Consider the following 25,966-nt stretch of genomic DNA (forward strand, 5'->3'; position numbering starts at 1 on the left):
TCGTTCAGCGACACCAGCGGCGCCCCCGCCGAGATCGCCATGTCCATGATCTTGTGGATCTTCGTGGCATGCGCCTCACCCAGCGCACCGCCGAAGATCCGGAAATCATGCGCGTACACGAAGACCGTCCGGCCCTCCACCGTCCCCCACCCGGTGATCACACCATCCGTGTACGGCCTCTTCGTCTCCAGCCCGAACCCGCTCGCCCGGTGCCGCCGCAACTGCTCGACCTCCCGGAACGACCCCGCGTCCAGCAACAGCCCGATCCGCTCCCGGGCCGTCAGCTTGCCCTTGGCGTGCTGCGCCTCGGTCGCCTTCTCGCTCGGCCCGGCCAGTGCCCGCGCACGAATGTCGTGCAGCTCGGCCACTCGCCCGCGCGCGTCCGTCGGCTCACCCGGCGCCTCATCCAAAACGGTCATGTAGTGACCTTACGAAGGACACCGAGGAAAGGGGTCCGTCGACTCCGAACAGTCTCCGGCCCGTTTTCCTGGTACCCCTGCACAGAACCCGCGCGCGATGCAGCCGTTCCCACTGCTCAGGGGGTCCGCCGGTTGTAGGGGTCATACAAACCCGACGGCTGTAAGCCGCCTCACATTCACCGGCCGCCGATGCCGTCGCCCGGGTGATGCCGGCACCGCGGGACCCGCCGCGGGAGCTCGCCCCGAGCAATAGGCGCAAGACGCTGCGAACGATGTTGAAAATTGAATGGAATAGGTCTACGGTCCATCTCGTTGCACTGATTGAACATTCAACAGAATGTCTCCAGAGCCTGGCACCACCCTCCCGTCCCCTTGAAGGAGCACCTCATGAGCATCTTCGGCCGCAAGAACGACGACACGACCGCCACCGCCACCGCCCCGGCGCCCGCCGCCGTGAGCCCGGAGGCCGCCGCCGCGCTGACCGGTGAGTACACGATCGACCCGGCGCACACCACGATCGGCTTCGTCGCCCGCCACGCGATGATCACCAACGTCAAGGGCAAGTTCCTCGACTTCACCGGCGCGCTGCACCTGGACGGCTCCGACCCGGCCAAGTCGACGGCGTCCCTCGACATCCGGATGGACAGCATCGACACCGGTTCGGCGGACCGCGACGGGCACCTCAAGAGCGCCGACTTCTTCAAGACGGACGAGTTCCCGGCGATGACGTTCCGCTCCACCGCGGTGGAGTCCCTGGGCGGCGACGACTACCGCGTCACCGGCGACCTGGAGATCCTCGGCACCACCAAGCCGCTCACCATCGACCTGGAGTTCAACGGCGCGGCCAAGGACCCGTTCGGCAACGAGCGCGTCGGCTTCGAGGGCAAGGCCGAGATCCTCCGCTCGGCGTGGGGCCTCACCTGGAACGCGGCGCTGGAGACCGGCGGCGTCCTCGTCTCCGACAAGATCAAGCTGAACTTCGACATCTCGGCGATCAAGAACGCGTGACGCCGCGTCCCGAGGCCGCTCCCGCTCCGCTCGGCCGCCCACGTGACCGCCCGTCAGGGCGGAGCGCGCGGCCGGGCGGCAGGGGCGTCGCAGCTCGGGCCCGGCGTCACGCGTCCCGCGTCCTGAACCACACTCCCCCGACGCCCAACAGCCCCACCGCGTAAGCCGCCAGCACCCCCAGTCCCGGCCATGGACCGATCACGAGGGTGCCGAGGTTCCTCGTCGCCTGGATCGACAGGGCCGCCGGCATCGGGGCCCAGCGTTGCAGACGGTGTTGCCAGGCAGGGGAGCCGAGGAGGCGGGACAGGACCGGGACGACGTAGAGGACGCCCAGGCCGAGGGTGAGCGCGGCTCCCGTGTCGCGGAGCAGGGTCGCCAGGGCGAGACCCAGCAGCGCCACCAGGACGAGGACGAGGACCGAGCCGCCGGCCGCCCGAAGCGTCGCGCCGTCCCCCAGGGTCGGCAGCGGGTAGCCCGTCGACGCCTTGAAGCCGTTGACCGGGAGGATCAGGCGGGCCAGGCCCAGGGAGGACAGCACCCCCAGCGCGCCCGGCGCCCCGGTCAGCAGCGAGAGGGCCACCGCCTTCGCCGTCAGCACCCGCCACCTCCCCGGCATCGCCGTCAGCGTCGTACCTATCGTGCCCGTGCCGTACTCCGCCCCCATCGTCAGCACGCCCAGCACCAGGCACACCGCCTGGCTCAACTGGACGCCCGTCAGGCTCAGTCTCACCGTGTCCTCGTGGCACGCCGTCGGCGACGGGCACACCTCGGCCGTGACCGACGACACGGCCGCCGCGCCCACCGCCGGGGTCAGGGCGGCGGTCGCCGCCAGGAGCCACCAAGTGCTCGGCAGCGTACGGAGTTTGGTCCACTCCGCGTGCAGGGGCCGCCTCACGCGTCCCTCCTGCGGACCGTCCAGGCCGCCACCAGCAGGGCCGCCGCCGCGTAGGCCGCCAGCACCGCGAGGCCGTCGTAGGGGGCGAGGGGGTAACAGCCGCTCTCCGGCAGGCAGTTGTGCTGCACCTGCGGGTAGTACGTCAGCCCCTGCTGGACCGCGAAGGCCGCGGCCGGTGTCACCCTCAGCAGCCACTGCGCGGCGGTCAGCGGGAAGGCGAAGGACAGGATCTGCGGCAGGACCACGAGGACGACCACGGTCGCGATCGCACCGGCGCTGTTGCGCAGCACCGTGCCCAGGGCCAGGGCCAGGACCGCCACCAGCGAGAGCAGTGCCGCGCTCCCCACGACCGCGCGCAGGGCCGGGTTCTCCAGCAGGGAGAGGTCGGGGAAGGCGGGCGGCCGGAAGCCGTTGGCGCGCAGCGTTCTCTGAGCCAGGACGAACCCGACGGCCGTGGCGGGCAGGCCGGTCGCGAAGGTGACCGCCGCTGTCACCGTCGTCTTCGCCGCCAGCACCTTCAGCCGGGACGGCGTCGCCGTGAACGTCGTACGGATCAGGCCCCGTTTGTACTCGCTCGTCACGAAGAGGGTGCCCAGGGCGGCCATGAAGAGAAGGCCCACGAAGACTCCCTGGAAGCTCATCTGGACCATGTCGGGGCTGTTCTCCTCGGGGGCGATGTCTCCCTGGCCGGTGAGGGTGTAGGTGCCGGTCGCGGACACCGCCGTCGTGCCGGGCCGCCTGTTCCCCGGGGCCGGGCCGTCGGGGGCGGGGGCGCCGACGTCCGTGGCCTTCCAGCCGGCCCCGCCCGACCTGCCCCGGAGGTTGAGGTGGTCGAAGGTGCCGGTGGCCTGTCCGCTGCCCGCCACCTCGCTCGTGCCGCCGAAGGAGCGGTGGACGACCTCGCGGGCCGGGGCCGCCAGGAACGGCCCCGCCTGGACCGTCTCGGGCAGGCCGGCGACGCGTACCTCGGCGACCCGGGTCCAGTGCCGGCCGTCCTCGGACGCGTAGCCGGTCAGGTCGTCGCCCCGCCTCTTCAGGCGGAGCCACGTCGGTGTCCTGGTCGGGGCGCTGCCGCCGGCCGCGGTGTCGTGGGTGAAGTTCCACTGCATGCGGACGCCGTGGGCGGAGGTGGCCAGCACCGCCGCGTACGGCGCGCCCGGCCTCAGGCTCGACTTGACGATGATCCCGGCCTTCGCCCAGGGCCCCGGGGCCCTGCCGCCGGTGCCCTTCAGCCCGGTGACCCGGGCGGTGACGGTGCCGTCGCCGGTCAGCGTGCGGTGGGCGAAGCGGAAGGAGTCGTTGACGTGCTCGCCGCCCGGGCCGAGGACGACCGCGGGGCCGCCGCTGACGCTGGAGCCGCTCGCGCCCAACTGGCAGATCGCGGCGGTGACCACGGCCGCCAGTACCAGCACCAGCAGCCAGCCCCTGACCGTCCAGAACTTGGCCCACTCCGCGCGCAGCAGGCGGCCGAAGCCGGCCTGCGCCGGATGGAGGGCCGAACGGTACGGCGGGACCGTCCTCGTGGGTGTCGTCGTCACCGGGTCACCTCGTCCGTTCCGACGGTGGCCGAGCCGAACTCGACCGCGTCCCGGGTGAGTTCCATGTACGCCTCCTCCAACGTCGCTCTGTGCGCGCCCACTTCGGCGAAGGGGACCCTCGACGCGGAGAGCAGTTGTACGATCCGTTCGGCGGGCAGGCCGGTGACGGTGAGGGTGTCCCGGTCGATGACGGCGACCGTGCCGCCCTCCCGGGCCAGCACCTCCATGGCTTCCCCGCGACTGCTCGTGCGCAGCCGTACCCGGTCGCCGGAGGCCGCCGCGAGGAGGTCCGCCACCGCCGTGTCGGCGATCAGACGGCCCTTGCCGATGACCACCAAGTGGTCGGCCGTGTCTTCGAGTTCGCTCATCAGGTGGCTGGAGACCAGCACCGCGCGCCCTTCGGCCGCCAGGTGGCGCAGGAGGGTGCGCATCCACCGGATGCCCTCGGGGTCCAGGCCGTTGACCGGTTCGTCGAGGAGAAGGACCGGAGGGTCACCGAGCAACGCGACCGCCATGCCCAGGCGTTGGCGCATGCCCAGGGAGTAGCCGCCCGCTCTTCGGCGCGCCGCCTGCTCCATGCCGACCTGTTCGAGGACCTCGTCCACGCGGCTCATCCGCAAGCCGTGGGAGTGGGCCAGCCAGCGCAGGTGGTCGCGGCCCCGGCGGCCGGGATGCAGGGCGGCGGCGTCCAGCAGGGCGCCGACCTCCAACAGCGGGGTGCGCAGGGCCTGGTAGGGGTGGCCGCCGATCAGCGCCCGGCCCTCGTCGGGGGTGTCAAGGCCGAGGAGGGAGCGCATGGTGGTGGACTTGCCCGCGCCATTGGGACCCACGAACCCGGTCACCGTGCCGGGCTGGACCGTGAAGGAGAGGCCGTCGACCGCGAGGGTCCGGCCGAACCGCTTGCGCAGGTCGCGCACTTCGATCGCTGCGTCGCTCATGGGGAGGGAGGCTAGGGGCGGCGGGCGCGGTGCGTCGTCCCGCCCGCGAGGTCCCTCACGAGGGGGACGCCGCGGGGCAGGGGTGTCGGCACAATGACGGAGTGAGTGACGAGAGCGCGGGCGTACGGGCGGTGGTGTCCCGGTGGCGGACCGCCGAAGCCGGTACCCGCGCCGTGCTCGCGGGGGTCGCCCTCACCGTCCTCGCCGTCTCCGAAGTCCTCCTGCGCGGCGCTGACCTGGCCGGCCACCTCGCCGTCCTGCTGCTGCTCGCCCTGGCGTCCACCCTGCCCCTGGCCCTCGTCCTCGGGGCCGGGCGCCTCGCGCGCCGCGGTGCCGCCGTCGCGGTCGGTACCGCCTGCGTGCTGTCACTCGTGCCCTTCGGAGGGCTCACCGTCGGCGGGGTCGTGGCCCAGTTGGTGTGCGTGTACGTGCTGGGCCGGGCCGGGGGCGCCCGGCTCGGCGGCCTCTCGGTGCTGCCCTACGTCGGGATCGCGCTCGGCAGCCACGAGGAGCCCACCAGGATCGTCGCCGTGCTCGTGGCGACGCTCGCCTCCGCCGCCGCGGCCACCGGCATCGCCCACCAGGCGCGCAGCACGGCACTGGCCCACAGCGCGACCGAGCGGGCCTTCGCGGACACCCTCCTCGAACACGCCGCCCGGGGTGAACGGGCGCGCATCGCACGGGAGTTGCACGATGTCGTCGCGCATCACATCTCGATGATCGCCGTCCAGGCGGAGACCGCCCGGCTCACCACTCCCGGGCTGCCGGCCGAGGGCGCCACCCGGCTGCTCGCCATCGGCGACACCGCGCGCACCGCCCTGACCGAGATGCGGCGGCTGCTGGGCGTGCTCCGGGAGGACGCCGAGACGGGGGTGCAGCGGCGGCCCCAGCCCGGTCTCGGCCAGCTCATGGAACTCGTCGACGCGGCCCGGGACGCGGCCGGTTCCCGTGCCCGGCTCATCGTCAGCGGAACCGTCGCCCCCCTCGATCCCGGCACCGGGGTCACCGCGTACCGGATCGTCCAGGAGGCCCTCACCAACGCCCGCCGGCACGCGCCGGGGGCCGCCGTGGATGTGGAACTCCATTACCGGAAGGGGGAGTTGGCGGTGCGCGTACGCGACAACGGTCCCGGTCCCGCGGGCGACGTCTCCGGCCACGGTCTGCTCGGGATGCGCGAGCGCGCCGCCACCGTCGGCGGCACCCTGCGCACCGGGCCCGCGGCCGGCGGCGGCTTCGTGGTCGAAGCGCGGCTGCCCCTCACCTCGGAGACGCCGGCATGACCATCCGGGTCGTCGTCGCCGACGACCACGAGGTCGTCCGGGCCGGATACGCCGGACTCCTCGCCACCCAGGCCGACTTCGCGGTCGTCGGTACGGCCCGCGACGGGGCCGAGGCGGTGCGTGTCTGCCGGGCGCAGTCGCCGGACGTCGTGCTGATGGACGTACGTATGCCGGTGATGGACGGGATCGAGGCCACCGCGCGGCTCCAGGGACCCCACGCGCCCCGCGTGCTCGTGCTGACCACCTTCGACCTCGACGAGCATGTCTACGACGCGCTCGCCGCCGGTGCCAGCGGGTTCCTGCTCAAGGACGTGACCGCCGAACGGCTCTTCGAGGCGGTACGGGTCGTCGCCGCCGGTGAGGCGCTGCTCGCCCCCGGCATCACCCGGCGGCTGATCGCTGAGTTCGCGCGGCTGCGGCCCCCGGCGCCCGCCCCGGCGGCACGGTCGGGGCTCGGTGTCCTGACCCCGCGCGAGACCGACGTGCTGCGGCTGCTCGCGGAGGGGCTGTCCAATCCGGAGCTCGCCGGGCGGTTGCACGTCGGCGAGGAGACCGTGAAGACCCACGTCAGCCGCATCCTGTCCAAGCTGGGGCTGCGCGACCGTACACAGGCCGTGGTGATGGCCTACGAGACCGGGCTCGTCGTGCCGCGGACGGGCTGACGGCGGGCGCGTGGCACCGGCAGCAGCCACCACGCCGCCGCCACCGCCGACAGCGCGCCGACCGCGATCCCTTCGAGCCGGGTGGGCAGCAGGCCGAGCGCGTCCTGGCCGAAGTAGCCGAGGAGGAGGGAGAGGGCGCAGGTGATGCCCGCCGCCCAGTACGCGTAGGAGAGGGGACGCAGCCACAGCGCGACCGTGAGGACGGCGAACATCAGCGCCACGCGGGTGTGGCCGGTGACGTCGGCCGCTGCCACGCCCGCGGCCAGCAGCGTGCCGGCCGTGGCTCCGGCGAGCCGCTCGACTCCCTTGCGCAGTACGTCGGTTCGGCCTCGGTTGCCGCTCGCGGCGACGTACGCGGTGAGGACCACCCACGGCCAGTGGTCGTCGAAGAGGAGGCGGCCGAGGGCGAAGGCGGCGGCGATCCCGGCCGCCATCTCGGGCGTTCTGGCGTCACTCGGCGACACCGAGCGGGGGGTGCTGAAGCTGGCGGGGGCGCTGATGGAGCGGCTGGCGGACGGACCGGACCCGGAACCGGGCCCGGTCGCTCAGAATCCGCCGCCGCCGAAGTCCCCGCCGCCGCCACCGCCGCCGAAGTCCCCGCCGCCACCACCGAAGTCGCCTCCCCCGCCGCCGTCGCCGAAGCCGCCCCCGAAGTCGCCCGGGTCGAAGTCGGAGCCGGACACGTCGCCGCCGTCGTAGCCTCCCCCGCCGAAGTCGCCGTAGCCGGTGCCGTAGTCGGCGGCGTAGGACGGGGTGGACATCATGCTGCCGAGCAGGGTGCCGACGAGGAGGCCGGGGAGCAGGCCGCCGCCGAAGTAGCCGCCCGCCCAGGGGCCGTAGGCGGGGCCCGCGTCCCAGTACGGGCGGCGCCCCTGGTCGGTGTCGACCTCGCGGATCATCGGGTCACGGCCGTCCGCGAGGCGCGTCCGGTCGGCGGCGCAGACCGGGACCTCGCGGGACGCGCCGCCCGGGGGCGTCCAGGTGGCGTCGGCGACCGAGGGGCCGTGCCGCGGGTCGAAGAAACAGGGGGCCCTGCGCTCGGGCAGCGGACGGCCCTCGCGGCGGGCGGCGAGTTGGGCGAGCGAGAAGCGGCCGTCCTCCAGTGCCTGGGTGACGGCCCGCACGTCCTCGGCCCTCGTGGCCTGGGCCATCGAGGACTTCGCCTGCTCATAGGCGTCCAGTGCACGCTCGTAGTCCGCGCGCATGGCGTCGTCGGCGCCGGCCTCAGCCGGGTGGAAGTCGAGCCGGTCCAGCTCCTCGCCGAACGCGGTGATGTCCTCGTCGACGACGACCCGCAGCCGCTCCAGCGCGGCCCGCTGCTCCTCCTCGCGGCGGCGACGGCCGCGCCGGGCCAGGGTGTACGCGCCCACTCCGCCCGCCACCAGGACCCCGCCCGCCACGATCAGCGCCGTGGACGAGACGCCTCCGCTCCCCGACGAGCCCCAGGACGCCGGTGCCGAGCCGCCCATGTGGGCGACGGCGCTGTCGGTGAAGTCGCTCAGCTGGGTCCGCGCGCTCTCGCCCTGCACGCTGCTCGCCAGGTTGCGCACGGCCGTGTTCGACAGGACCGAGGAGTCGGCGCGGGCGTCGAAGCGGTCGCCGAGGCGGATCGCGTAGAGCCCGGTGACGCCGGTCGCGGTGCGCAGGTCGCTGAAGAGGTTCCGCGTCGGGTAACCGGCCGGGAGGACCGCGACGAAGACCGGCTTGTCGGCCTTCTTGATCTGCCCGGCGAGGGCGTCGGCGTCGGCGGCCGACAGCTGGCCGCGCGCGGCCGGGTCGACGTAGACGGGGCTCTCGCGCAGCGCCCTGGCGATCGTCGAGACACGGGTGTCGGCGGCGGCCGGGGTCGCCGTCGTCCACGTGGTCAGCAGGGTCAGCGCGGTGAGCAGCAGGGCGAGCAGCACCCCTGGCAGGCTTCGGTTCCGTACGACGGCCTTCATGATTCGACGCTACCCGAAGCGGCACCGGAGCGGTCGGCGGCGGCGGACGGCCGGGCTCCGCTTCCGCTTCCGGCGGACCCGGGTTCCTGCCGTCCTGCGTGCGGTACGCGGACGGGGCGGCGGTCGCGCAGAGTACTCCGTATGACGACACCCGCACAGTCGCTCCGTTCCCTCGCCCGCACCCGGGCCTCGCTCGACGGCGCCGAGGTCACGTACTGGTGGTCCGGGGACGTGTACTCGTGGGCCCCCGACGAGCCCTACCAGCGCGTCTTCGGGTTCGAGGGGCTCAACGTGGCCCGCCTCGCGCAGGACGCCGAGGACGGCCCGGACGCCTACCGGCTGCTGAGCCGCGAGGCCGCCTTCTACCTGGACCCGGTCACCCGGGAGATCCTGGAGACCTGGCAGGAGCTGCCGGTGACGCACGTCTGGAACGACCCGGCCAACCAGAGGTGGCGCCCCTTCCCGGTACCGACGACCGAACTCGGCGGGCAGGTCTGCTTCAGCCTGGAGATCCCGCTGGCCTACCCCTCGCCGCTGCCGGTGGACCAGTACCCGCTGCACTCGGCCGGCGACACCTACCGGGCGCTGGAGCTGTTCCAGTTCTACGCCGACCGCGCCGACCTGGCCGGCTCCGCGCCCGGCGTCCCCGCCACCATGTCGTGGACCCGGATGTCCCCCTGGCTCCCGTGGATGGCCCGCGGCCAACGCCCTGGCGGCCTCGCCTTCCACTGCCGAGGCCGCAAGCTCGGCTCGTACGACGAGGTCCCCGAACGCACCCGTGCGTATGTCGCCGCCCGGCACCCGGAGTTCGCCCGCGCCCCGGAGCGGTGGAGCGAGCCGAACGAGACCAGCTGGACCTACTTCCGCCGGCTGAACCCGCCGGCGTAGCGGGGCGGGCCGCCACCGGGTGACGGCCCGCCCGACAGGGTCCGGCCGCCTAGGCGGCCCGGTAGGCGTCCGCCAGTTTCGCCACGGCCGCCGCGTACCGTCCGGTCAGCAGCAGGTGGTCGGCGTCGGCGAACGGCTTCGCCACCGCCGCCGTGATGTTCTGGCCGGCCTTCCGCTGGACGATCAGCCGCGCCCTGGTGACGAGGGCCCGGCCGGTCCGCGCCTCGTGCTTCTTCTCGGCGACGGCCGCCGCCGCCCCGAGCGTCTTCAGGGTGGCCGCGCCGCCCTCCGGTGCCTTCGTCAGGGTGGTCAGGCCCCAGCCGTACGGGAACTGCGGGTCGTACGCCGTGTCACCGACGTTGATCGGCAGCTGGGCCTCCGACTTGGGCCAGGTGACCGGGAGTTGACCGGTGAAGGGCCGCTTGCCGTAGAGGACGTCGGCCACGCCGTCGCCCTCCGTGCCCGGCAGCCAGGAGGCGACGAGGGAGTCGATACGGCCCAGCCGGTCGCCGATCAGCTGCGGCCGGCCGGAGACGACCAGCACCGCGCATTTCATCGCCGCGCACACCTTGTCGACGGCCGCCTGGTCGGCGGGGGTCAGCGTCAGGTCGTTGCCGTTGCCGACGTCGCCGACGCCCTCGGCGTACGGGGTCTCGCCGACCACGACCACACCGACGTCGTAGCCGCCGGTCGGAGCGGAGGCGTCCTTGGAGTAGGTGACGTCACCGCCGGCGTTCCGCATCCCCTGGAGGATCGTCGTGCCCGTGGTGGCGGTGCCGGAGGAGCCCTGCCAGGTGATGGTCCAGCCGCCGGTCTGGTTGCCGAGGTCGTCGGCGTTGGAACCGGCGACGTACACCTTCTGCGATGTCTTCAGCGGCAGCACCCCGCCCGCGTTCTTCAGCAGCACCTGCGACTCGGCCGCCGCCCGGCGCGCCACGGCCCGGTGTGCGGCCGAGCCGATCTGGGCGGCGTTGCGGGTGTCGGCGTACGGCTTCTCGAAGAGGCCGAGCCTGAACTTCTGCGTGAGGACGCGGGAGACGGCGTCGTCGATCCGCTGCCGGCTGATCCGGCCGGCGTCGACCTCGTCGGCGAGCGTGCCGCTGAACTCCTTGTAGGTGTACGGCACCATCATCATGTCGACGCCGGCGTCGACCGCCGTGCGGACGTGGGCGGCGTAGTCGCCGGGGAGTTGGTCGATGGCGTTCCAGTCGCTGATGACGAAGCCGTCGAAGCCCATCCGGCCCTTGAGGACGCCGTTGATCATGTCGGCGCGGGCGTGCATCTTCACCGGGCCCAGGCCGTCACCGAGGATGTCGAGCGACGAGTAGGAGGGCATGACCGTGCCGACGCCCCGGTCCACGGCCGTCCGGAACGGGGCCAGGTGCACGGCCTCCAGCTGCTGCCGGGTGACCTTGGTGACGCCCTGGTCGACGGTGTACGTGCCGGTGGTGGAGGAGCCGTACGCGGTGCCGCCGTCGCCCACGAAGTGCTTGGCGGTGGCGAGGACCTTGTCGTCGTCCTTCAACTCCTTGCCGTTCGCGGCACCTTGGAGGCCCTGGATGACGGTCTCCATGGACTCGACGAGCGCCGGGTCCTCGCCGAAGGACTCGTAGGAGCGGCCCCAGCGCTCGTCGCGGGTGACGCAGAGGCAGGGGGCGAAGTCCCAGGGGACGCCGGTCGCCCGCACCTCACTGGCCGTCACCGCCCCCGTGTCCTGCGCGAGTTGGGGGTCGCGGGTGGCGCCGATGCCGATGTTGTGGGGCATGATCGTCGCACCGGCCAGGTTGTTGTGGCCGTGCACCGCGTCCACACCGTAGATCAGCGGGATCTGGAACCGGGTCGCCTGCGCCCGGAGTTGGAACCCGTCGATCATCTGCGCCCAGGCCGCCGGGGTGTTGGGCGTCGGGGTGGAGCCGCCGCCGGAGAGCAGCGAGCCGAGGCCGTAGGAGGCGATGTCGCCCGGTGCGGTGATCGCGCCGCGTTCGGCCTGGGTCATCTGGCCAGCCTTCTCCGCCAGGGACATCCGCGAGACGAGGTCGGCGACCCGCTTCTTGACGGGCAACTTGCTGTCCAGGTACGGCAGTCCGTGCGCGTCGATGACGACCTGCGGGTTCTCGGCGGGCGCCTTGGCGCCGGTGACCGTGAGCTTCAGCGGGATCGTCTCGGCGGACTCGGCGGACCGGTCCTTGCGGGTGGGGACCTTGACGGTCTTCGTCGTGCCGGAGGCGGTGCCCGCGGGGAAGGTGAGGGTGCCGGAGACCGGGGTGTAGTCCGTGCCGGGCGACGCGGTGCCGCCGGCGGACTCGTAGGCGACGGTCACCGGGTCGTCGAGCGGGGCGGCGCCGGTGGTGGCGACGGTGACCCCGACGGTCGCCGTGCCGCCCTCCTTGACCGGGTAGACCGCGGAGCCGGTGGTGACGGCCGCGCGCAGGGTCTGGTCGGCCCGGCCGTACAACTCGACGTCGTCCATGGCGAACTCGCCCTGGACGCCGACCGGGAGCGTGACCGCGTACCCCCACATCTGGGTGAGGCCGAGGACGTGGTCGATACCGCCGACGGGCTGGTAGTCCGTGCGGTAGACGAAGTCGGCGAAGGGGATCTCGATCCGCTTCCAGCCGGTGAAGTCGTCCGTGAAGGACGTCGTCCACAGTTCGGAGGCCTCGCCGTTCGCGCCGCCGTCCTTGATCTCCAGGTTGGTCTTCTTGCCGGTGTTCCGGCCGTCCCACCAGAAGCGGATGCCCTGGTGCGCTGACCAGTCGTGGGCGGGCTCGTTCGCGGCGAAGTCGTGGCTGAAGCCGCCGTAGCCGCTGATGTCGTACGTCCCGGCGAGGACCTTGGCGCCCTCGGGGGCGTCGGCGCGGTCGGCGAACCGGAGGTGCGGCGGGTCGTCGCTGTCGCCGCCCCAGGTGAAGATGCCGTCGGCGGGCTGGCTCGCGAAGGGCACCTCGCCCTCGAAGCGGTCGACGGGGACCGGTGCGGGGGCGTCGGCCGCCTGCGAGACGGCCGGCGACAGCACTGCGGCCAGCAGGGCGGTGGACACGAGCAGGGCGGTTCTTGGCATGGACCTTCCCTCGGCTCTCTGGTTCACTCTGGGGTCACTCAGTTCGCTCACTACTTAGATCACGCCGTGAGTTAACTGACACACCGCAGCCCCGTCAAGACATCCCGTCAGAAAGGGCGAGCATTCATGAGGAGAATCCCCCGCACGGCCCGGCTGCTGCTGGCCGGACTGGTCTCCGTGGCCGGCTTCACCGCGGCCGTACCCCCCGCGCACGCGGCCGGTGAACAGGTGACCGCCTGGCTCACCACGACCGACGACACCGGCGGACGGCATGTCGTCCGCGGGCTCCAGGCCCAGGCACCGTTCGCCTTCCAGTCGGGCACCGGCGGCGGCGGCGAGAACATCACCGTCGACGAGAACACCCGCTACCAGACGTTCACCGGCGGCGGCGCGTCCTTCACGGACACCGCGGCCTGGCTGATGAACAGCAGCGGGGCGCTGTCGGCGGCGACCCGGGACGCGGCCCTGCGCAAGCTGTTCTCGCCGACGGACGGGATCGGGCTGTCGTTCCTGCGCAATCCGATGGGCGCCTCGGACCTGGCGCGGTACGGGTACACGTACGACGACGTGCCGGCCGGGCAGACCGACCCGAACCTGACCTCCTTCTCGATCGCGCACGACCTCGCGGACGTGGTGCCGCTGACCAGGCAGGCCCTCCAGCTCAACCCGTCCCTGACCGTGATGGCCACCCCGTGGACCGCGCCGGCCTGGATGAAGGACAGCGGGACGCTCAACGGCGGCTGGCTGAAGGCCGAGGACTACGGCGCCTACGCCTCCTACTTCGTCAAGTACCTCCAGGCGTACGCGAGTCAGGGCGTGCCGGTCTCCTACGTGACCGCCCAGAACGAGCCGACGTGCTGCTCCGGCTACCCCTCGATGAGCTGGAACGCCTCCGGGCTCGCCTACTTCACCAAGAGCGAGCTGCTGCCGAAGCTCAACGCGTCCGGTCTGGCGACGAAGGTGCTGGCGCACGACTGGAACTGGGACACCTACGACGGTTACGCGGCGCCGACCGTGGACGACGCGGCGGTCCGCGCCAACCCGAACTTCGGCGGCGTCGCCTGGCACGGCTACGGCGGTGACGTGGGCGAACAGACCACCGTCCACGACAAGTACCCCACGCTGGACGCCTTCGCCACCGAGCACTCCGGCGGCACCTGGATCGCCAACCAGCAGCGCGAGGACATGAACAACATCATCGACTACACCCGCAACTGGGCGAAGTCGGTGACCAAGTGGTCCCTCGCCGTGGACCAGAACATGGGCCCGCACAACGGGGGTTGCGGCACCTGCACGGGGCTGGTCACCGTGCACAACGGGGACGGGGCGAGCGGATCGGTCGACTACACCGTCGAGTACTACACGATGGGCCAGCTGACCAAGTTCGTCCGGCCGGGAGCCCAGCGGATCGCGTCGACGGCGTCCACCGCCGTACCGAACGTGGCCTGGCGCAACCCGGACGGCTCCAAAGCGCTGATCGCCTACAACGACGCGTCGACCGCGAAGACCGTGACCATCGACTGGGGCGGCCAGCACGCCACTTACTCGCTGCCCGGCAAGACCTCCGCCACCTTCACCTGGACGGGCACCCCGTCCGGCTCCACCGGCCGGACCGGCACCTTCGTCGGCCTGGCGGGCAAGTGCCTCGACATCGCCGGGGGTTCGGCCGCCAACGGCACCGCGGTACAGCTCTACGACTGCAACGGCTCGACCGCCCAGCAGTGGACCATGCGGGACGACGGGTCGGTGCGGGCGCTCGGCAAGTGCCTGGACGTGACCTCGGCGTCGACGGCGGACGGGGCGAAGGTGCAGCTCTACGACTGCAACGGCTCCGGTGCGCAGCAGTGGTCGTACGACGCGTCGACCGGTGACGTGGTGAACACGGCCGCGAACAAGTGCCTGGACGTGACCGGCAACGCGTCGGCCAACGGGACCCGGGCGCAGATCTGGTCGTGCACGGGGGCCGCCAACCAGAAGTGGCGGCTGACGTAGGCGCGTAGGCGTGGGCGGGGCGCCTCGGCGGGTGCGGGCGGCCCGCCTCGCCGAGGCTCTCACCGCCGCCGGTCTACTCGGCCGGCGTCACACCCGCGCGCAGCAGGCCGTACGTGTACGCGTCCTCCAGCGCCTGCCAGGAGGCGGCGATGACGTTCTCCGCCACACCCACCGTGGACCACTCGCCGGTGCCGTCAGAGGTGGCGATGAGGACGCGGGTGGTGGAGGACGTGCCGTGCTTGCCCTCCAGGATGCGCACCTTGTAGTCGACCAGGCCGAGCTTGGCGAGCTGGGGGTAGATCTTCTCCAGGGCGACGCGCAGGGCGCGGTCGAGGGCGTTGACCGGGCCGTTGCCCTCCGCGGTGGCGACGATGCGCTCGCCCTTCGCGTAGAGCTTGACGGTCGCCTCGTTGGCGTGGGTGCCGTCGGGGCGGTCCTCGACGATCGCGCGCCAGGACTCGACCTGGAAGTACGTGCGGGGCCGGCCCTCCGCCTCGGCGCGCAGCAGGAGTTCGAAGCTCGCGTCGGCCGCCTCGTAGGTGTAGCCCTGGAGTTCGCGCTCCTTCACCCGCTCCACGACCCGGCCGACCAGCTCCCGGTCGTCGCTGATGTCGATGCCCAGTTCCTTGCCCTTGAGCTCGATGGAGGCGCGGCCCGCCATGTCGGAGACGAGCATCCGCATCGTGTTGCCGACCTGCTCGGGGTCGATGTGCTGGTACAGGTCGGGGTCGACCTTGATCGCGGAGGCGTGCAGGCCGGCCTTGTGGGCGAAGGCGGAGACGCCCACGTAGGGCTGGTGGGTGGAGGGGGTGAGGTTGACGACCTCGGCGATGGCGTGCGAGATCCGGGTCATCTCGCGCAGCTTGCCCTCGGGCAGCACCTTCTTGCCGTACTTCAGCTCCAGGGCGGCGACGACCGGGAAGAGGTTGGCGTTGCCGACCCGCTCGCCGTAGCCGTTGGCCGTGCACTGGACGTGGGTCGCGCCCGCGTCGACGGCGGCGAGGGTGTTGGCGACCGCGCAGCCCGTGTCGTCCTGGGTGTGGATGCCGAGCCGGGCCCCGGTGTCGGCGAGGACGGTGGAGACGACCGCCTGGACCTGCGCCGGGAGCATCCCGCCGTTGGTGTCGCAGAGGATCACCACGGACGCGCCGGCCTCCGACGCCGTACGGACGACCGCCTTGGCGTACTCGGGGTTGGCGCGGTAGCCGTCGAAGAAGTGCTCGCAGTCGACGAAGACGCGGCGGCCCTGTGCGACGAGGTGGGAGACGGTGTCGCGGACCATCTCCAGGTTCTCTTCCAGCGTGGTGCGCAACGCGAGTTCGACATGCCGGTCGTGGGACTTCGCGACCAGGGTGATCACCTGGGCGCCGGACTCCAGCAACGCCTTGACCTGGGGGTCCTCGGCGGCCTTGGCGCCGGCCCGGCGGGTGGCGCCGAAGGCGACGAGCTGGGCGTGCCTGAAGTCGATCTCCCGCTGGGCGCGGGCGAAGAACTCGGTGTCCCGCGGGTTGGCGCCGGGCCAGCCGCCCTCGATGAAGCCCACGCCGAAGTCGTCCAGGTGCCGTGCGATGGCCAGCTTGTCCGCGACGGTGAGGTTGATGCCCTCACGCTGCGCGCCGTCGCGCAGGGTGGTGTCGAAGACGTGGAACGAGTCGTCGAGTTCGCTGGTTTCCGTCATGGTCTGAACGCTCCTGATGAGGATCTTGAATCTCGGTCTGTACCGGAATGACCGGCTCCACCGTCCCCCAATGATCCCTCGCACCGCTTCCCCGGCTGTGGGTGGGCCAGAAAAGCGAAAAACCCCTCGCGGGTGCGAGAGGTCTGCGCGCGGGTCGAGGACGACGGTGCCGCCCGTACCTGGTCGTACGTGGCGGTCACTGCGGACCGGCGCGCCTGCTGCCAATAATCGTGGCGAACGAGAACACGCGGGCAGTCTGGCACATTCCGCCGCGGTGTTCACCGTCCGTCTCATGATGCGAACGGTCCGCTGATCAACCGCGGATCGACCTCGGAGCAGGGGGGCGTCAAGGGGGCGTCAAGGGCGATCTACGGCGCTCCGACCCGGGGCGGGGGCGCCCGCCCCGGGTCGGAGGCGGGCGCACCCGGGCCACCACGCGGCGGGCCCGCTCAGCCCAGGGGGTGCATCCAGCCGTGCTTGTCGACGGCGGAGCCGCGCTGGATGTCGAGCAGGGCACCGCGCAGACGCAGGGTGACCTCGCCGGGCTCGCCCGCGGACTGCCGCCACTCGGCGCCGGTCCGCTTGACCGTGCCGACCGGGGTGATCACGGCCGCGGTGCCGCAGGCGAAGACCTCGGTCAGTGAGCCGTTCTCCGCGTCGCGCTGCCACTGGTCGATGGAGACCCGGCCCTCCTCGGCCCCGTAGCCGAGGTCGCGGGCGAGGGTCAGCAGGGAGTCGCGGGTGACGCCCTCCAGGATGGAGCCGGTCAGGGTCGGGGTGACGATCCGGTCGCCGTACACGAAGTACAGGTTCATGCCGCCGAGTTCCTCGACCCACCGGCGCTCGACCGCGTCGAGGTAGCAGACCTGGGCGCAGCCCCGCTGGGCGGCCTCGGCCTGGGCGAGGAGGGACGCCGCGTAGTTGCCGCCGGTCTTGGCGTCGCCCATGCCGCCCGGCACGGCGCGGACGTGGTCCTCGGACACCCAGATGGAGACCGGCTTGACGCCGCCGGGGAAGTAGGCGCCCGCCGGGGAGGCGATGACCAGGAAGAGGTACTCGTTGGCGGGCTTCACGCCCAGGCCGACCTCGGTCGCGATCATGAACGGGCGCAGGTAGAGGGACTCTTCGCCGCCGTGCGCCGGGACCCAGTCGCGGTCCTGGGCGACCAGCACGTCGCACGCCTCGATGAACGTCTCGACCGGCAGCTCGGGCATGCCGAGCCGGCGGGCGGACGCCTGGAAGCGGCGGGCGTTCTTGTCGGGGCGGAAGGTGGCGACGGAACCGTCGGCCTGGCGGTAGGCCTTGAGCCCCTCGAAGATCTCCTGCGCGTAGTGCAGGGTCATGTTCGCCGGGTCCATGGAGAGCGGGCCGTACGGCACCAGCTGTCCGTCGTGCCAGCCACGGCCCTCCGTCCACTTGATCGTCACCATGTGGTCGGTGAAGTGGCGGCCGAAGCCGGGGTTCGCCAGTATCGCGTCGCGCTCGGCGGCGGAGAGCGGGCCGGCGGAGGGCTTGAGCTCGATCGTGGGCGTCGTCATCTGTGGGTGTCCTTCACCGGTTGTGTGTGACGGGCCGCGCTCACGGCTCCCCGCCGGCCGGTGGCCGGTGTGAGGACGTCCGAGCATTCCCGCGTACCGCGGCTCCGCGTTCGATTATCGCGCGCGGTCGCCGTGGACGAGAACGGCGTGAATGCGACCCGGTGAATGATGGTGTCACCCGGCGGCGGGCAGGGGGAAGCCGCCGGGCACGAGGTGACCCGGCGGCTTCGAGGTGTGGTCGAGCGGCGCGGGTCAGCCGGCTACTCGTACGGAGAGGGCGTCGCCGATCTCCGTGGTGCTGCGGGCGGGCTTGCCGGTGCGCTCCGCGAGGTCGGCGGAGACGGCCTCCTCGATGCGGGCGGCCTCGGCGTCGTAGCCGAGGTGGCGCAGGAGGAGGGCGACGGACAGGACCGTGGCGGTGGGGTCGGCCTTGCCCTGGCCCGCGATGTCGGGCGCCGAGCCGTGCACGGGCTCGAACATCGAGGGGAACTCGCCGGTCGGGTTGATGTTCCCGCTGGCGGCGACGCCGATGCCGCCGGAGACGGCTGCGGCGAGGTCGGTGATGATGTCGCCGAAGAGGTTGTCGGTGACGATGACGTCGAACCGGGCCGGGTCGGTGACGAGGTAGATCGTCGCCGCGTCCACATGGACGTAGTCCGTGGTGACGTCGGGGAACTCCGCGGCGACCCGGTTGAAGACGTTCGTCCACAGGTGACCCGCGAAGGTCAGCACGTTGTTCTTGTGGACCAGCGTCAGCTTCTTCCGCGGGCGGGCCTGGGCGCGGGCGAAGGCGTCCCGGACGACCCGCTCGACACCGAACGCCGTGTTGACGGAGACCTCGGTGGCGACCTCGTGCGGGGTGCCCTTGCGGATGGTGCCGCCGTTGCCGGTGTAGGGGCCCTCGGTGCCCTCGCGGACCACGACGAAGTCGATCCGCGGCTCGCCGGCCAGCGGGGTGGCGACACCCGGCAGCAGCTTCGAGGGGCGCAGGTTGACGTGGTGGTCGAAGGCGAAGCGGAGCCTGAGCAGGAAGCCGCGCTCCAGGACACCGGACGGGACCGAGGGGTCGCCGATCGCGCCGAGCAGGATGGCGTCGTGCCGCTTCAGGGCGTCGAGGTCGGCGTCGGTGAGGGTCTCACCGGTGGCGTGGTAACGCCGGGCGCCGAAGTCGTAGGCCTTGGTCTCCAGCTTCACGTCCTGCGGAAGGACGGCGGAGAGGACCTTCAGACCCTCGGCCACGACTTCCTGGCCGATGCCGTCACCGGGGATCACTGCGAGATCGAGGCTGCGAGACATGTCGGGCACCCTACTCCTCGTCCCAGGTGATGACACGACTTGTCCGCGATACGGACGCCGACGGGTGGGCGGCACCAGGATGTCGACCCGCGTTCACCCGTGCGCAGGGCGCGCGTTGGGCTTCGCTGGGAACTTCGTCGATATGGAGACACCTGACGTCGGCATCCCCGAGCACCTCGCCCGCCGGATGAGCATGGCCGAGCAGTACGAGTACCTGCGCACCAAGCTGTCCAGGCGCCGCGCCCTGGTCTCCGCGGGCGCGGTGGCCGGCGGGCTGCTGACCGGCTGCGCCGCCCACGGGAGGCACGGGTCCGCCGGGGCGACCGCGGCCCCGGCCTCCGCGACGGCCCGGGTGCGGGGCTCCGCGGTCACGCCCTTCGGCCGCCACCTCGCCTTCGGGCCCGACCCGAAGACCGGGATGCGGATCTCCTGGCAGGTGCCGTTCGCCGTCCGACACCCTTACGTCCGCGTGGGGTTGAGGCCCGACGACCTCAGCCGGAAGATCACCGCGGAGCTGCGCGACCTGCACACCCCCGGGGTGACGGGGGTGCGCCCGGCGGTCGAGCAGTACTACCCGCACGCGGCCCTGGACGGCCTCACCCCCGGCACGACGTACTACTACGGCGTCGGCCACGACGGCTTCGACCCGGCCTCGGCCCCGCACCGCTCGACGATCGGCTCGTTCCGTACGGCGCCGGCCCGCCCGGAGAGGTTCGTGTTCACGGCCTTCGGCGACCAGGGCGTCAGCAACGCCGCCGTCGCCAACGACCATGTCCTGCTGCGCCGGAACCCCGCCTTCCATCTGCACGCCGGTGACCTCTGCTACGCCGACACCGTCGGCCAGGGCAAGAAGTCCGACGGCTACGACCCCACGTACTGGGACCTGTTCCTCAAACAGACCGAGCCGGTCGCGAGGTCCGTTCCCTGGATGGCGACCACCGGCAACCACGACATGGAGGCCTGGTACTCCCCCGACGGCTACGGCGGCCAGCTCGCCCGCTGGTCCCTCCCGGACAACGGCTTCGACCCGGCGGGGAGTCCGGGCGCCTACTCCTTCGTCTACGGCAACGTCGGCTTTGTCGCCCTCGACGCCAACGACGTGTCGTACGAGATCACCGCCAACCTCGGCCACACGGGCGGCAGGCAGACCAAGTGGCTTGCCCGCACGCTGAGTTCACTGCGGGCCGCCGACGCGGTGGACTTCGTCGTCGTCTTCTTCCACCACTGCGCCTACTCGACCTCGCAGCACGCCTCCGACGGCGGAGTGCGCGAGCAGTGGCTGCCGCTCTTCGCGAAGCACCAGGTGGACCTGGTGATCAACGGCCACAACCACGTCTACGAGCGGACCGACGCGATCAGGGACGGCGGGGTCGGCCGGGCGGTCCCGATCGGCGCGTCCACCGACCCGACCCGGGACGGCATCGTCTACGTCACGGCGGGCGGCGGCGGGCGCGACCTCTACGGGTTCCCGTCGGGCGTCAAGGAGAGCTACGAGGGACACGTCACCCGGCACGGCGCGGTGGAGACCCTGGAGTGGACGAAGGGCCGGCACGCCAAGGCGGAGACGGCGGAGTGGTCACGGGTGCGGTACCGGGGCTTCTCCTTCCTCTCGGTGGAGGCGGAGAGCGGTACGGCACCGAAACTGACGGTGTCGGCGCTGGCGCAGAGCGGCGAGCGCATCGACCACTTCGAGGTGCGGCGCGGCCGGTGAGACCGCGCCGCACCTCATCGGGTGCGGCTCCCGATACGGGGTGGCGGCCGGCTCAGTGGCCGGTCTCGCCGCCGTTGTCCCTGCGGTCGAGGGCACGCTGGAGGGCGGCGGCGGCGTTCTTGCGGTCGGATTCGCTCGTCCGGGGGACGTGGCGGATACGGCGGCGGACGGTCGTCTCGGCCATGGGGGATCGGCTCCTTCGACATCCTGGAGTGCGGAGAAATGGGGGGTGCCGCGCCTCTCCCACCGCCTGCGGGGCGTGGGGGGCCGTCAAGGGCCCGAGGGGCGGGGAACGGTGGGCCGCAGGGATTGCCTGCGCGGTGCCCGGCTCACGACCGCCCTGCGCTCGGTCGAGCGAGACGTTCGGCTCCTACAAAGTTAGGCGAGGAGCACGGTTCTGTCTCCACAATTACTCGGACTTCCTACTATCTGAGACGGCGCATCCGGCCATCCCGCGCTGACCTGCGGTGACGCCGTCCGGCCGATCGGCCGTCAGAGCACGTCCCCGTCCCGCCAGTCGAAGAGGAGTTCGGCGGTGAGGTCCAGCGGACCGGCGAGGGCGGGGCGCGCGTAGGTGCTGTCCTCCTCCTCGGGCAGGTGGACGGCGCCGTCCGGGCCCAGGGCGCAGATCCGGCCCCGCCACTGGAGCCAGCCGCGCGCCGCGTACAGCCGGGCGCCGGCGTCGCTCGCCCCGAGCAGACCCACGTCGTAGCCGCGCTCGACGATCCGCTCCAGCTCGGCCATGACCCGGCCGCCCAGGCCCCGGCGGCGCGCGTCGGGCCGTACGCCCACGCTCTCGACGTAGCCGACGCGCAGCCAGCGCCCGCCGTGGCGGACGCGGCGCATGACCACCGAACCGTGGGCGGCGAGGCCGCTGTCGTCGTCGATGAGGACGTGCATGCCGCCGAGGCCGTGGTCCCAGTCCTGGTCGGTGAAGTCGCCGCCGAAGGCGGCGTACAGCAGGGCCCGGGCGGCGCGCAGCTCGGCCGGCGCGAGGTCGGCGGTGTGGGCGGTACGGAGGCGGGTCACCATGGGGCCAGTATCACCTCCGGCCCTCTCCGGGAAGCCGGAGGCCGGGCTCCGGGCGGTACGCGGCCGGGCCGGGCCGCCGCCCCGCAGGACGGCTTCCCGGCCCGGTGGGCGCGTGCGGGGTCAGCCCATGTGCGGGTAGCCGTACTCGGTCGGCGCGACCAGCGTCTCCTTGATGGCGCGGGTCAGCGTCCAGCGCATCAGGTTCTGCGGGGCGCCCGCCTTGTCGTTGGTGCCGGAGGCCCGGCCGCCGCCGAAGGGCTGCTGGCCGACGACGGCGCCGGTCGACTTGTCGTTGATGTAGAAGTTGCCGGCCGCGTACCGCAGCTTCTCCATCGTGTACGCCGCCACCGCCCGGTCACCGGCGACGACCGAGCCGGTCAGCGCGTAGTCGGAGACCGACTCCATCTGGTCGAGCATCGTGTCGTAGGCGTCGTCCGTGCTGTCGTCGTAGACGTGCACGGCGAGGAACGGGCCGAAGTACTCGGTCGTGAAGACCTCGTCGAAGGGGTCGGAGCACTCGACGACGGTCGGGCGGACGAAGTAGCCGACCGAGTCGTCGTAGGAGCCGCCGGCGACGATCGTGCAGGCGGGGGCGGCCTTGGCGCGGTCGATGGCGGCCTTGTTCTTGGCGAAGGAGCGCTCGTCGATGACCGCGCCGAGGAAGTTCGACAGGTCGGTGACGTCGCCCATGGTCAGCTGGTCGACCTCGGCCGCGAACTCCTCCTTGAAGCCGGAGTTCCAGATCGACGCCGGGATGTACGCCCGCGAGGTCGCGCTGCACTTCTGGCCCTGGTACTCGAAGGCGCCCCGGGTCAGGGCGGTCTTCAGCACCGCGCGGTCGGCGCTCGGGTGGGCGACGACGAAGTCCTTGCCGCCGGTCTCGCCGACCAGCCGCGGGTAGGAGCGGTACTTCTCGATGTTGGCGCCGACCGTCTTCCACAGGTACTGGAAGGTCTTGGTGGAGCCGGTGAAGTGGATGCCCGCGAGGTCGCGGTGGTGGAGGGCGACCTCGGAGACCTCGATGCCGTCGCCGGTGACGAGGTTGATGACGCCCTTGGGCAGCCCCGCCTCCTCCAGCAGCCGCATCAGCAGGACGGCCGCGTGGGTCTGGGTCGGCGACGGCTTCCAGACCACCACGTTGCCCATGAGCGCGGGCGCGGTCGGCAGGTTGCCGGCGATCGCCGTGAAGTTGAACGGCGTGATCGCGTAGACGAAGCCCTCCAGCGGGCGGTGGTCGAGCCGGTTCCAGACGCCCGGGGAGTTGGCCGGGGGCTGCTCGGCGAGCAGGTCGCGGGCGTACTTGACGTTGAAGCGCCAGAAGTCGACCAGCTCGCAGGGACAGTCGATCTCGGCCTGCTGGGCGGTCTTGGACTGCCCGAGCATCGTCGACGCGGCGAGGGTCTCGCGCCAGGGGCCGGCCAGCAGTTCGGCGGCGCGCAGGATGATCGCCGCGCGGTCGTCGAAGGACATCGCGCGCCAGGCGGGCGCGGCGGCGAGGGCCGCGTCGATCGCGTCCTGGGCGTCCTGCTTCGTCGCGTTGGCGTAGGTGCCGAGGCGGGCCTGGTGGCGGTGCGGCTGGACGACGTCGACACGCTCGCCGCCGCCCATCCGCCGCTCGCCGCCGATGGTCATCGGCAGGTCGACCGGGTTGTCGGCCAGCTCCTTGAGCCTGGCCTCCAGACGGACGCGCTCGGGCGAGCCGGGGGCGTAGCCGCGCACCGGCTCGTTGACGGGGGTGGGGACCTGGGTCACAGCGTCCATGGGTTCCGTAACTCCTTACTGAGCGGGTGGGTCAGCCCTTGGTGAGGATCGAGCGCCCGAAGAAGAGCAGGTTGGCGGGCTTCTCGGCGAGGCGCCGCATGAAGTAGCCGTACCAGTCGGTGCCGTAGGCGGTGTAGACGCGCATCCGGTGGCCCTCGGCGGCGAGGCGCAGATGCTCCTCGCCGCGGATGCCGTAGAGCATCTGGAACTCGTACTCGTCGGGCTTGCGGCCGGCCCGCCGGGCGAGTTCCTGGCCGATGGAGATGAGGCGCGGGTCGTGGGACCCGATCATCGGGTACCCCGCGCCCTCCATCAGGGTCTTCAGGATCCGTACGTACGCCTTGTCGATCTCGTGCTTCTGCTGGTAGGCGACCTCGGCGGGCTCCTTGTAGGCGCCCTTGACGAGCCGTACCCGGCTGCCGGCCCCGGCGAGGCGGCGGGCGTCGGCCTCGGTGCGGAAGAGGTAGGCCTGGATGACACAGCCGGTCTGCGGGAAGTCCTTCCGCAGCTCCTCGTGGATCGCGAACATCGAGTCGAGGGTGGTGTGGTCCTCGGCGTCCAGGGTGACGGTGGTGCCGATCGCGGCGGCGGCCTCGACGACGGGCCGCACGTTGGCGAGGGCCAGCTCGTGGCCGCCCTCCAGCGCCTGCCCGAACATCGACAGCTTGACGGACATCTCAGCCCGGGTGCCCAGCTCCAGTTCGCGGAGGCGGTCCACCAGCGCCAGGTAGGCGTCACGGGCGGCGGCGGCCTGCCCGGGGGTGGTGATGTCCTCGCCGACGACGTCCAGCGTCAGTTCCAGGCCCTTGCCGGTGAGGTCCTGGATGATCGGCACGATCTCCTCGACGGTCTCGCCGGGGATGAACCGGTCGACGACCTGCCTGGTCACCGGGGCGGCGCAGATCAGCCGGCGCAGCCGACCGCTGCGCGAGGCGGCGAGAATCACGGGTCCCAGCACAGGGCACCTCCACAACGGACCGGACGGACGGGGAACCTCCGTGAAACCTAGGGACTCCTCCGACCGTCGGCCATCGACAGCTGTCACGCATCCGGGCCGCGGATCTCATACAGATGGATGAAAGCCGCGCGGAGTGCGGGAGAATGCCCGGGTGATGTCCGACGCCGCACCCTTCGACCACCGGGCCGACTACCAGGAACTGGTCGACGAGATCTCGGAGCTCCTCGGCGCCCCCGCGACCCTGGAGAACCGCGACTTCGAACTGATCGCCTTCGGTGCCTACGACGGTGAGGGCGACCTGGACCCGGCCGCCCTGGACCCGGTCCGCACCCGCTCGATCCTGACCCGCCGCTCCACGGCGGCGATCCGCACCTGGTTCGAGGGCTTCGGCATCACCCGCGCCACCGGCCCGGTCCGCATCCCGCCGACCCCGGAGGCCGGGGTCCACCGGGGACGCGTCTGCCTGCCGGCCCGCCACCGCGGTGTCGTCCTCGGCTACGTCTGGCTGCTGGCCGACGATCCGGGGCCCGCCGAGCCGCGGCTCACGGCGGCGATGGCGGTCGCCGCGCGGATCGGGGCGCTGCTGGCCGACGAGGCGCAGGCGGGCGCCGACCTGACGCGTGAGCTGAGGGCGGTCCTCACCGCCGAGCGGGGCTGGCGGCGCGACATGGCGGTGGCCGCCCTGCGCACGGCCCTCGGCCCGCGCGGCGACGGCCCGCACTCCCTGCTCTGCGTGGCCCCCTGGCCGTCGCCCGACCCCGACGACGCCCCGTCGGCCCGCACCGTCCCGCACGCGACGGCGCTGTGCACGGTGCCCTGGGGCACGACGGGACAGTGCCTCGCCGTCCTGGTCCGGCTGCGGTCGACGGATGTACGGACCCCGGCGACGGCGACCGCGGCCCGCCTGCTGAAGGAGGGCCCGCACCAGCCGTCCGGGGAACCGCGTACGGCGGGCGTCGGCGAACCACGGACCGGGCTCACCGGCCTGGGCACCGCCTGGCAGGAGGCGACCGCCGCCGCGCGCGCCGCCCTCGCCGAGCCCAGCTTCGGTCCGGTCGCGGAGTGGGCGCACATCGGCCCGTACCGGCTGCTGACCGCGCTGCCCCCGGAGGCCGCCCACGATCCGGCGGTCGGCCCGCTGCTCTCGCCCGCCCACCACGAACTCGCCCGCACCTGCGAGCTGTACCTCGACCGCGCCGGCCAAGCGGGCCGCACGGCCGCGGAGTTGGGCATCCACCGCCAGACCCTCTACTACCGGCTCTCCCGCGTCGAGCAGTTGACGGGCCTGGACCTGGACGACGGTGAGGACCGCCTGCTGCTGCACATGGCACTCAAGTCGGCCCGACTGTAGGGGAGTTCGGCCTCCGCTGC

21 protein-coding genes are annotated in these 25,966 nt (G+C 72.3%); 7 read left to right on the forward strand and 14 right to left on the reverse strand.

Going from position 1 to position 25,966, the window contains the following annotated elements; translation table 11 throughout:
- Positions 1–419: carboxyl transferase domain-containing protein (locus ABZT12_RS34570; protein WP_356392228.1), on the reverse strand; the 419-nt coding region annotated here is incomplete at its 3' end.
- 387 nt (positions 420–806) lie between these two features.
- On the opposite strand from ABZT12_RS34570, the gene ABZT12_RS34575 reads away from it, so the two are divergent.
- Positions 807–1,427, forward strand: a complete 621-nt coding sequence (locus ABZT12_RS34575) for a YceI family protein (RefSeq protein ID WP_356392231.1) — start codon at positions 807–809, stop codon at positions 1,425–1,427.
- A gap of 106 nt (positions 1,428–1,533) precedes the next feature.
- Here the strand turns inward: ABZT12_RS34575 and ABZT12_RS34580 are convergent, their stop codons facing one another.
- From ABZT12_RS34580 to ABZT12_RS34590, 3 genes are read right to left on the reverse strand one after another with little or no spacing between them, the layout of a single operon-like run.
- On the reverse strand, positions 1,534–2,322 hold the full coding sequence (locus ABZT12_RS34580) for an ABC transporter permease (protein WP_356392233.1): 789 nt from the start codon (positions 2,320–2,322) through the stop codon (positions 1,534–1,536).
- The gene (locus tag ABZT12_RS34585) at positions 2,319–3,860 is read right to left on the reverse strand and encodes an ABC transporter permease subunit (protein ID WP_356392236.1); all 1,542 of its coding nucleotides are present in this window, start codon (positions 3,858–3,860) and stop codon (positions 2,319–2,321) included. The genes ABZT12_RS34580 and ABZT12_RS34585 overlap by 4 nt, the downstream gene beginning before the upstream one ends.
- On the reverse strand, positions 3,857–4,798 hold the full coding sequence (locus tag ABZT12_RS34590; RefSeq protein WP_356392239.1) for an ATP-binding cassette domain-containing protein: 942 nt from the start codon (positions 4,796–4,798) through the stop codon (positions 3,857–3,859). The genes ABZT12_RS34585 and ABZT12_RS34590 overlap by 4 nt, the downstream gene beginning before the upstream one ends.
- A 221-nt stretch (positions 4,799–5,019) precedes the next feature.
- Here ABZT12_RS34590 and ABZT12_RS34595 point away from each other — a divergent pair, with 221 nt between their 5' ends.
- Positions 5,020–6,078, forward strand: a complete 1,059-nt coding sequence (locus ABZT12_RS34595; RefSeq protein ID WP_356392321.1) for a sensor histidine kinase — start codon at positions 5,020–5,022, stop codon at positions 6,076–6,078.
- On the forward strand, positions 6,075–6,740 hold the full coding sequence (locus ABZT12_RS34600; protein WP_356392242.1) for a response regulator transcription factor: 666 nt from the start codon (positions 6,075–6,077) through the stop codon (positions 6,738–6,740). The genes ABZT12_RS34595 and ABZT12_RS34600 overlap by 4 nt, the downstream gene beginning before the upstream one ends.
- On the opposite strand, the gene ABZT12_RS34605 is transcribed toward ABZT12_RS34600, so the two are convergent.
- A complete protein-coding gene (locus ABZT12_RS34605; protein WP_356392245.1) occupies positions 6,704–7,204 on the reverse strand; it encodes an FUSC family protein in 501 nt (166 codons plus the stop codon). The two genes, ABZT12_RS34600 and ABZT12_RS34605, sit on opposite strands and share 37 nt — an antisense overlap.
- An 81-nt stretch (positions 7,205–7,285) precedes the next feature.
- On the reverse strand, positions 7,286–8,680 hold the full coding sequence (locus ABZT12_RS34610; protein WP_356392248.1) for a hypothetical protein: 1,395 nt from the start codon (positions 8,678–8,680) through the stop codon (positions 7,286–7,288).
- 141 nt (positions 8,681–8,821) lie between these two features.
- On the opposite strand from ABZT12_RS34610, the gene ABZT12_RS34615 reads away from it, so the two are divergent.
- Positions 8,822–9,568 (forward strand): DUF1838 family protein, encoded by a 747-nt coding sequence (locus tag ABZT12_RS34615; RefSeq protein WP_356392250.1) that lies wholly within the window; start codon positions 8,822–8,824, stop codon positions 9,566–9,568.
- Positions 9,569–9,617: 49 nt separating this feature from the next.
- Here the strand turns inward: ABZT12_RS34615 and ABZT12_RS34620 are convergent, their stop codons facing one another.
- Positions 9,618–12,629: a glycoside hydrolase family 3 N-terminal domain-containing protein gene (locus ABZT12_RS34620; protein WP_356392252.1), complete on the reverse strand. Its 3,012-nt coding sequence runs from the start codon at positions 12,627–12,629 to the stop codon at positions 9,618–9,620.
- Between the two features lie 126 nt (positions 12,630–12,755).
- Here ABZT12_RS34620 and ABZT12_RS34625 point away from each other — a divergent pair, with 126 nt between their 5' ends.
- Complete coding sequence (locus ABZT12_RS34625; protein ID WP_356392255.1) at positions 12,756–14,621, forward strand: ricin-type beta-trefoil lectin domain protein; 1,866 nt, start codon at positions 12,756–12,758, stop codon at positions 14,619–14,621.
- 73 nt (positions 14,622–14,694) lie between these two features.
- On the opposite strand, the gene cimA is transcribed toward ABZT12_RS34625, so the two are convergent.
- The 3 genes from cimA to ABZT12_RS34640 form a co-directional block, all read right to left on the reverse strand.
- Positions 14,695–16,299 (reverse strand): citramalate synthase, encoded by a 1,605-nt coding sequence (cimA, locus tag ABZT12_RS34630; RefSeq protein WP_356392257.1) that lies wholly within the window; start codon positions 16,297–16,299, stop codon positions 14,695–14,697.
- A gap of 449 nt (positions 16,300–16,748) precedes the next feature.
- Positions 16,749–17,837 (reverse strand): branched-chain amino acid aminotransferase, encoded by a 1,089-nt coding sequence (locus ABZT12_RS34635; protein WP_356392260.1) that lies wholly within the window; start codon positions 17,835–17,837, stop codon positions 16,749–16,751.
- A 252-nt stretch (positions 17,838–18,089) separates the two neighbouring features.
- Positions 18,090–19,133 (reverse strand): 3-isopropylmalate dehydrogenase, encoded by a 1,044-nt coding sequence (locus ABZT12_RS34640; RefSeq protein WP_356392263.1) that lies wholly within the window; start codon positions 19,131–19,133, stop codon positions 18,090–18,092.
- A gap of 142 nt (positions 19,134–19,275) precedes the next feature.
- Between ABZT12_RS34640 and ABZT12_RS34645 the strand changes: the two genes are divergently transcribed.
- Positions 19,276–20,844, forward strand: coding sequence for a metallophosphoesterase family protein (locus tag ABZT12_RS34645; protein ID WP_356392266.1), 1,569 nt, complete (start codon positions 19,276–19,278; stop codon positions 20,842–20,844).
- 52 nt (positions 20,845–20,896) lie between these two features.
- Here the strand turns inward: ABZT12_RS34645 and ABZT12_RS34650 are convergent, their stop codons facing one another.
- The 4 genes from ABZT12_RS34650 to ABZT12_RS34665 form a co-directional block, all read right to left on the reverse strand.
- Positions 20,897–21,028 (reverse strand): hypothetical protein, encoded by a 132-nt coding sequence (locus ABZT12_RS34650; protein ID WP_356392269.1) that lies wholly within the window; start codon positions 21,026–21,028, stop codon positions 20,897–20,899.
- A 308-nt stretch (positions 21,029–21,336) separates the two neighbouring features.
- Positions 21,337–21,876, reverse strand: a complete 540-nt coding sequence (locus ABZT12_RS34655) for a GNAT family N-acetyltransferase (RefSeq protein ID WP_356392272.1) — start codon at positions 21,874–21,876, stop codon at positions 21,337–21,339.
- 120 nt (positions 21,877–21,996) lie between these two features.
- Complete coding sequence (pruA, locus tag ABZT12_RS34660) at positions 21,997–23,637, reverse strand: L-glutamate gamma-semialdehyde dehydrogenase (protein WP_356392274.1); 1,641 nt, start codon at positions 23,635–23,637, stop codon at positions 21,997–21,999.
- Positions 23,638–23,668: 31 nt separating this feature from the next.
- The gene (locus ABZT12_RS34665; protein ID WP_356392277.1) at positions 23,669–24,595 is read right to left on the reverse strand and encodes a proline dehydrogenase family protein; all 927 of its coding nucleotides are present in this window, start codon (positions 24,593–24,595) and stop codon (positions 23,669–23,671) included.
- A gap of 154 nt (positions 24,596–24,749) precedes the next feature.
- On the opposite strand from ABZT12_RS34665, the gene ABZT12_RS34670 reads away from it, so the two are divergent.
- Positions 24,750–25,946 (forward strand): helix-turn-helix domain-containing protein, encoded by a 1,197-nt coding sequence (locus ABZT12_RS34670; protein ID WP_356392280.1) that lies wholly within the window; start codon positions 24,750–24,752, stop codon positions 25,944–25,946.
- Positions 25,947–25,966 lie beyond the last annotated feature (20 nt).

This window comes from Streptomyces sp. NPDC005423, from assembly GCF_040606415.1.
Taxonomy (GTDB): Bacteria; Actinomycetota; Actinomycetes; order Streptomycetales; family Streptomycetaceae; genus Streptomyces.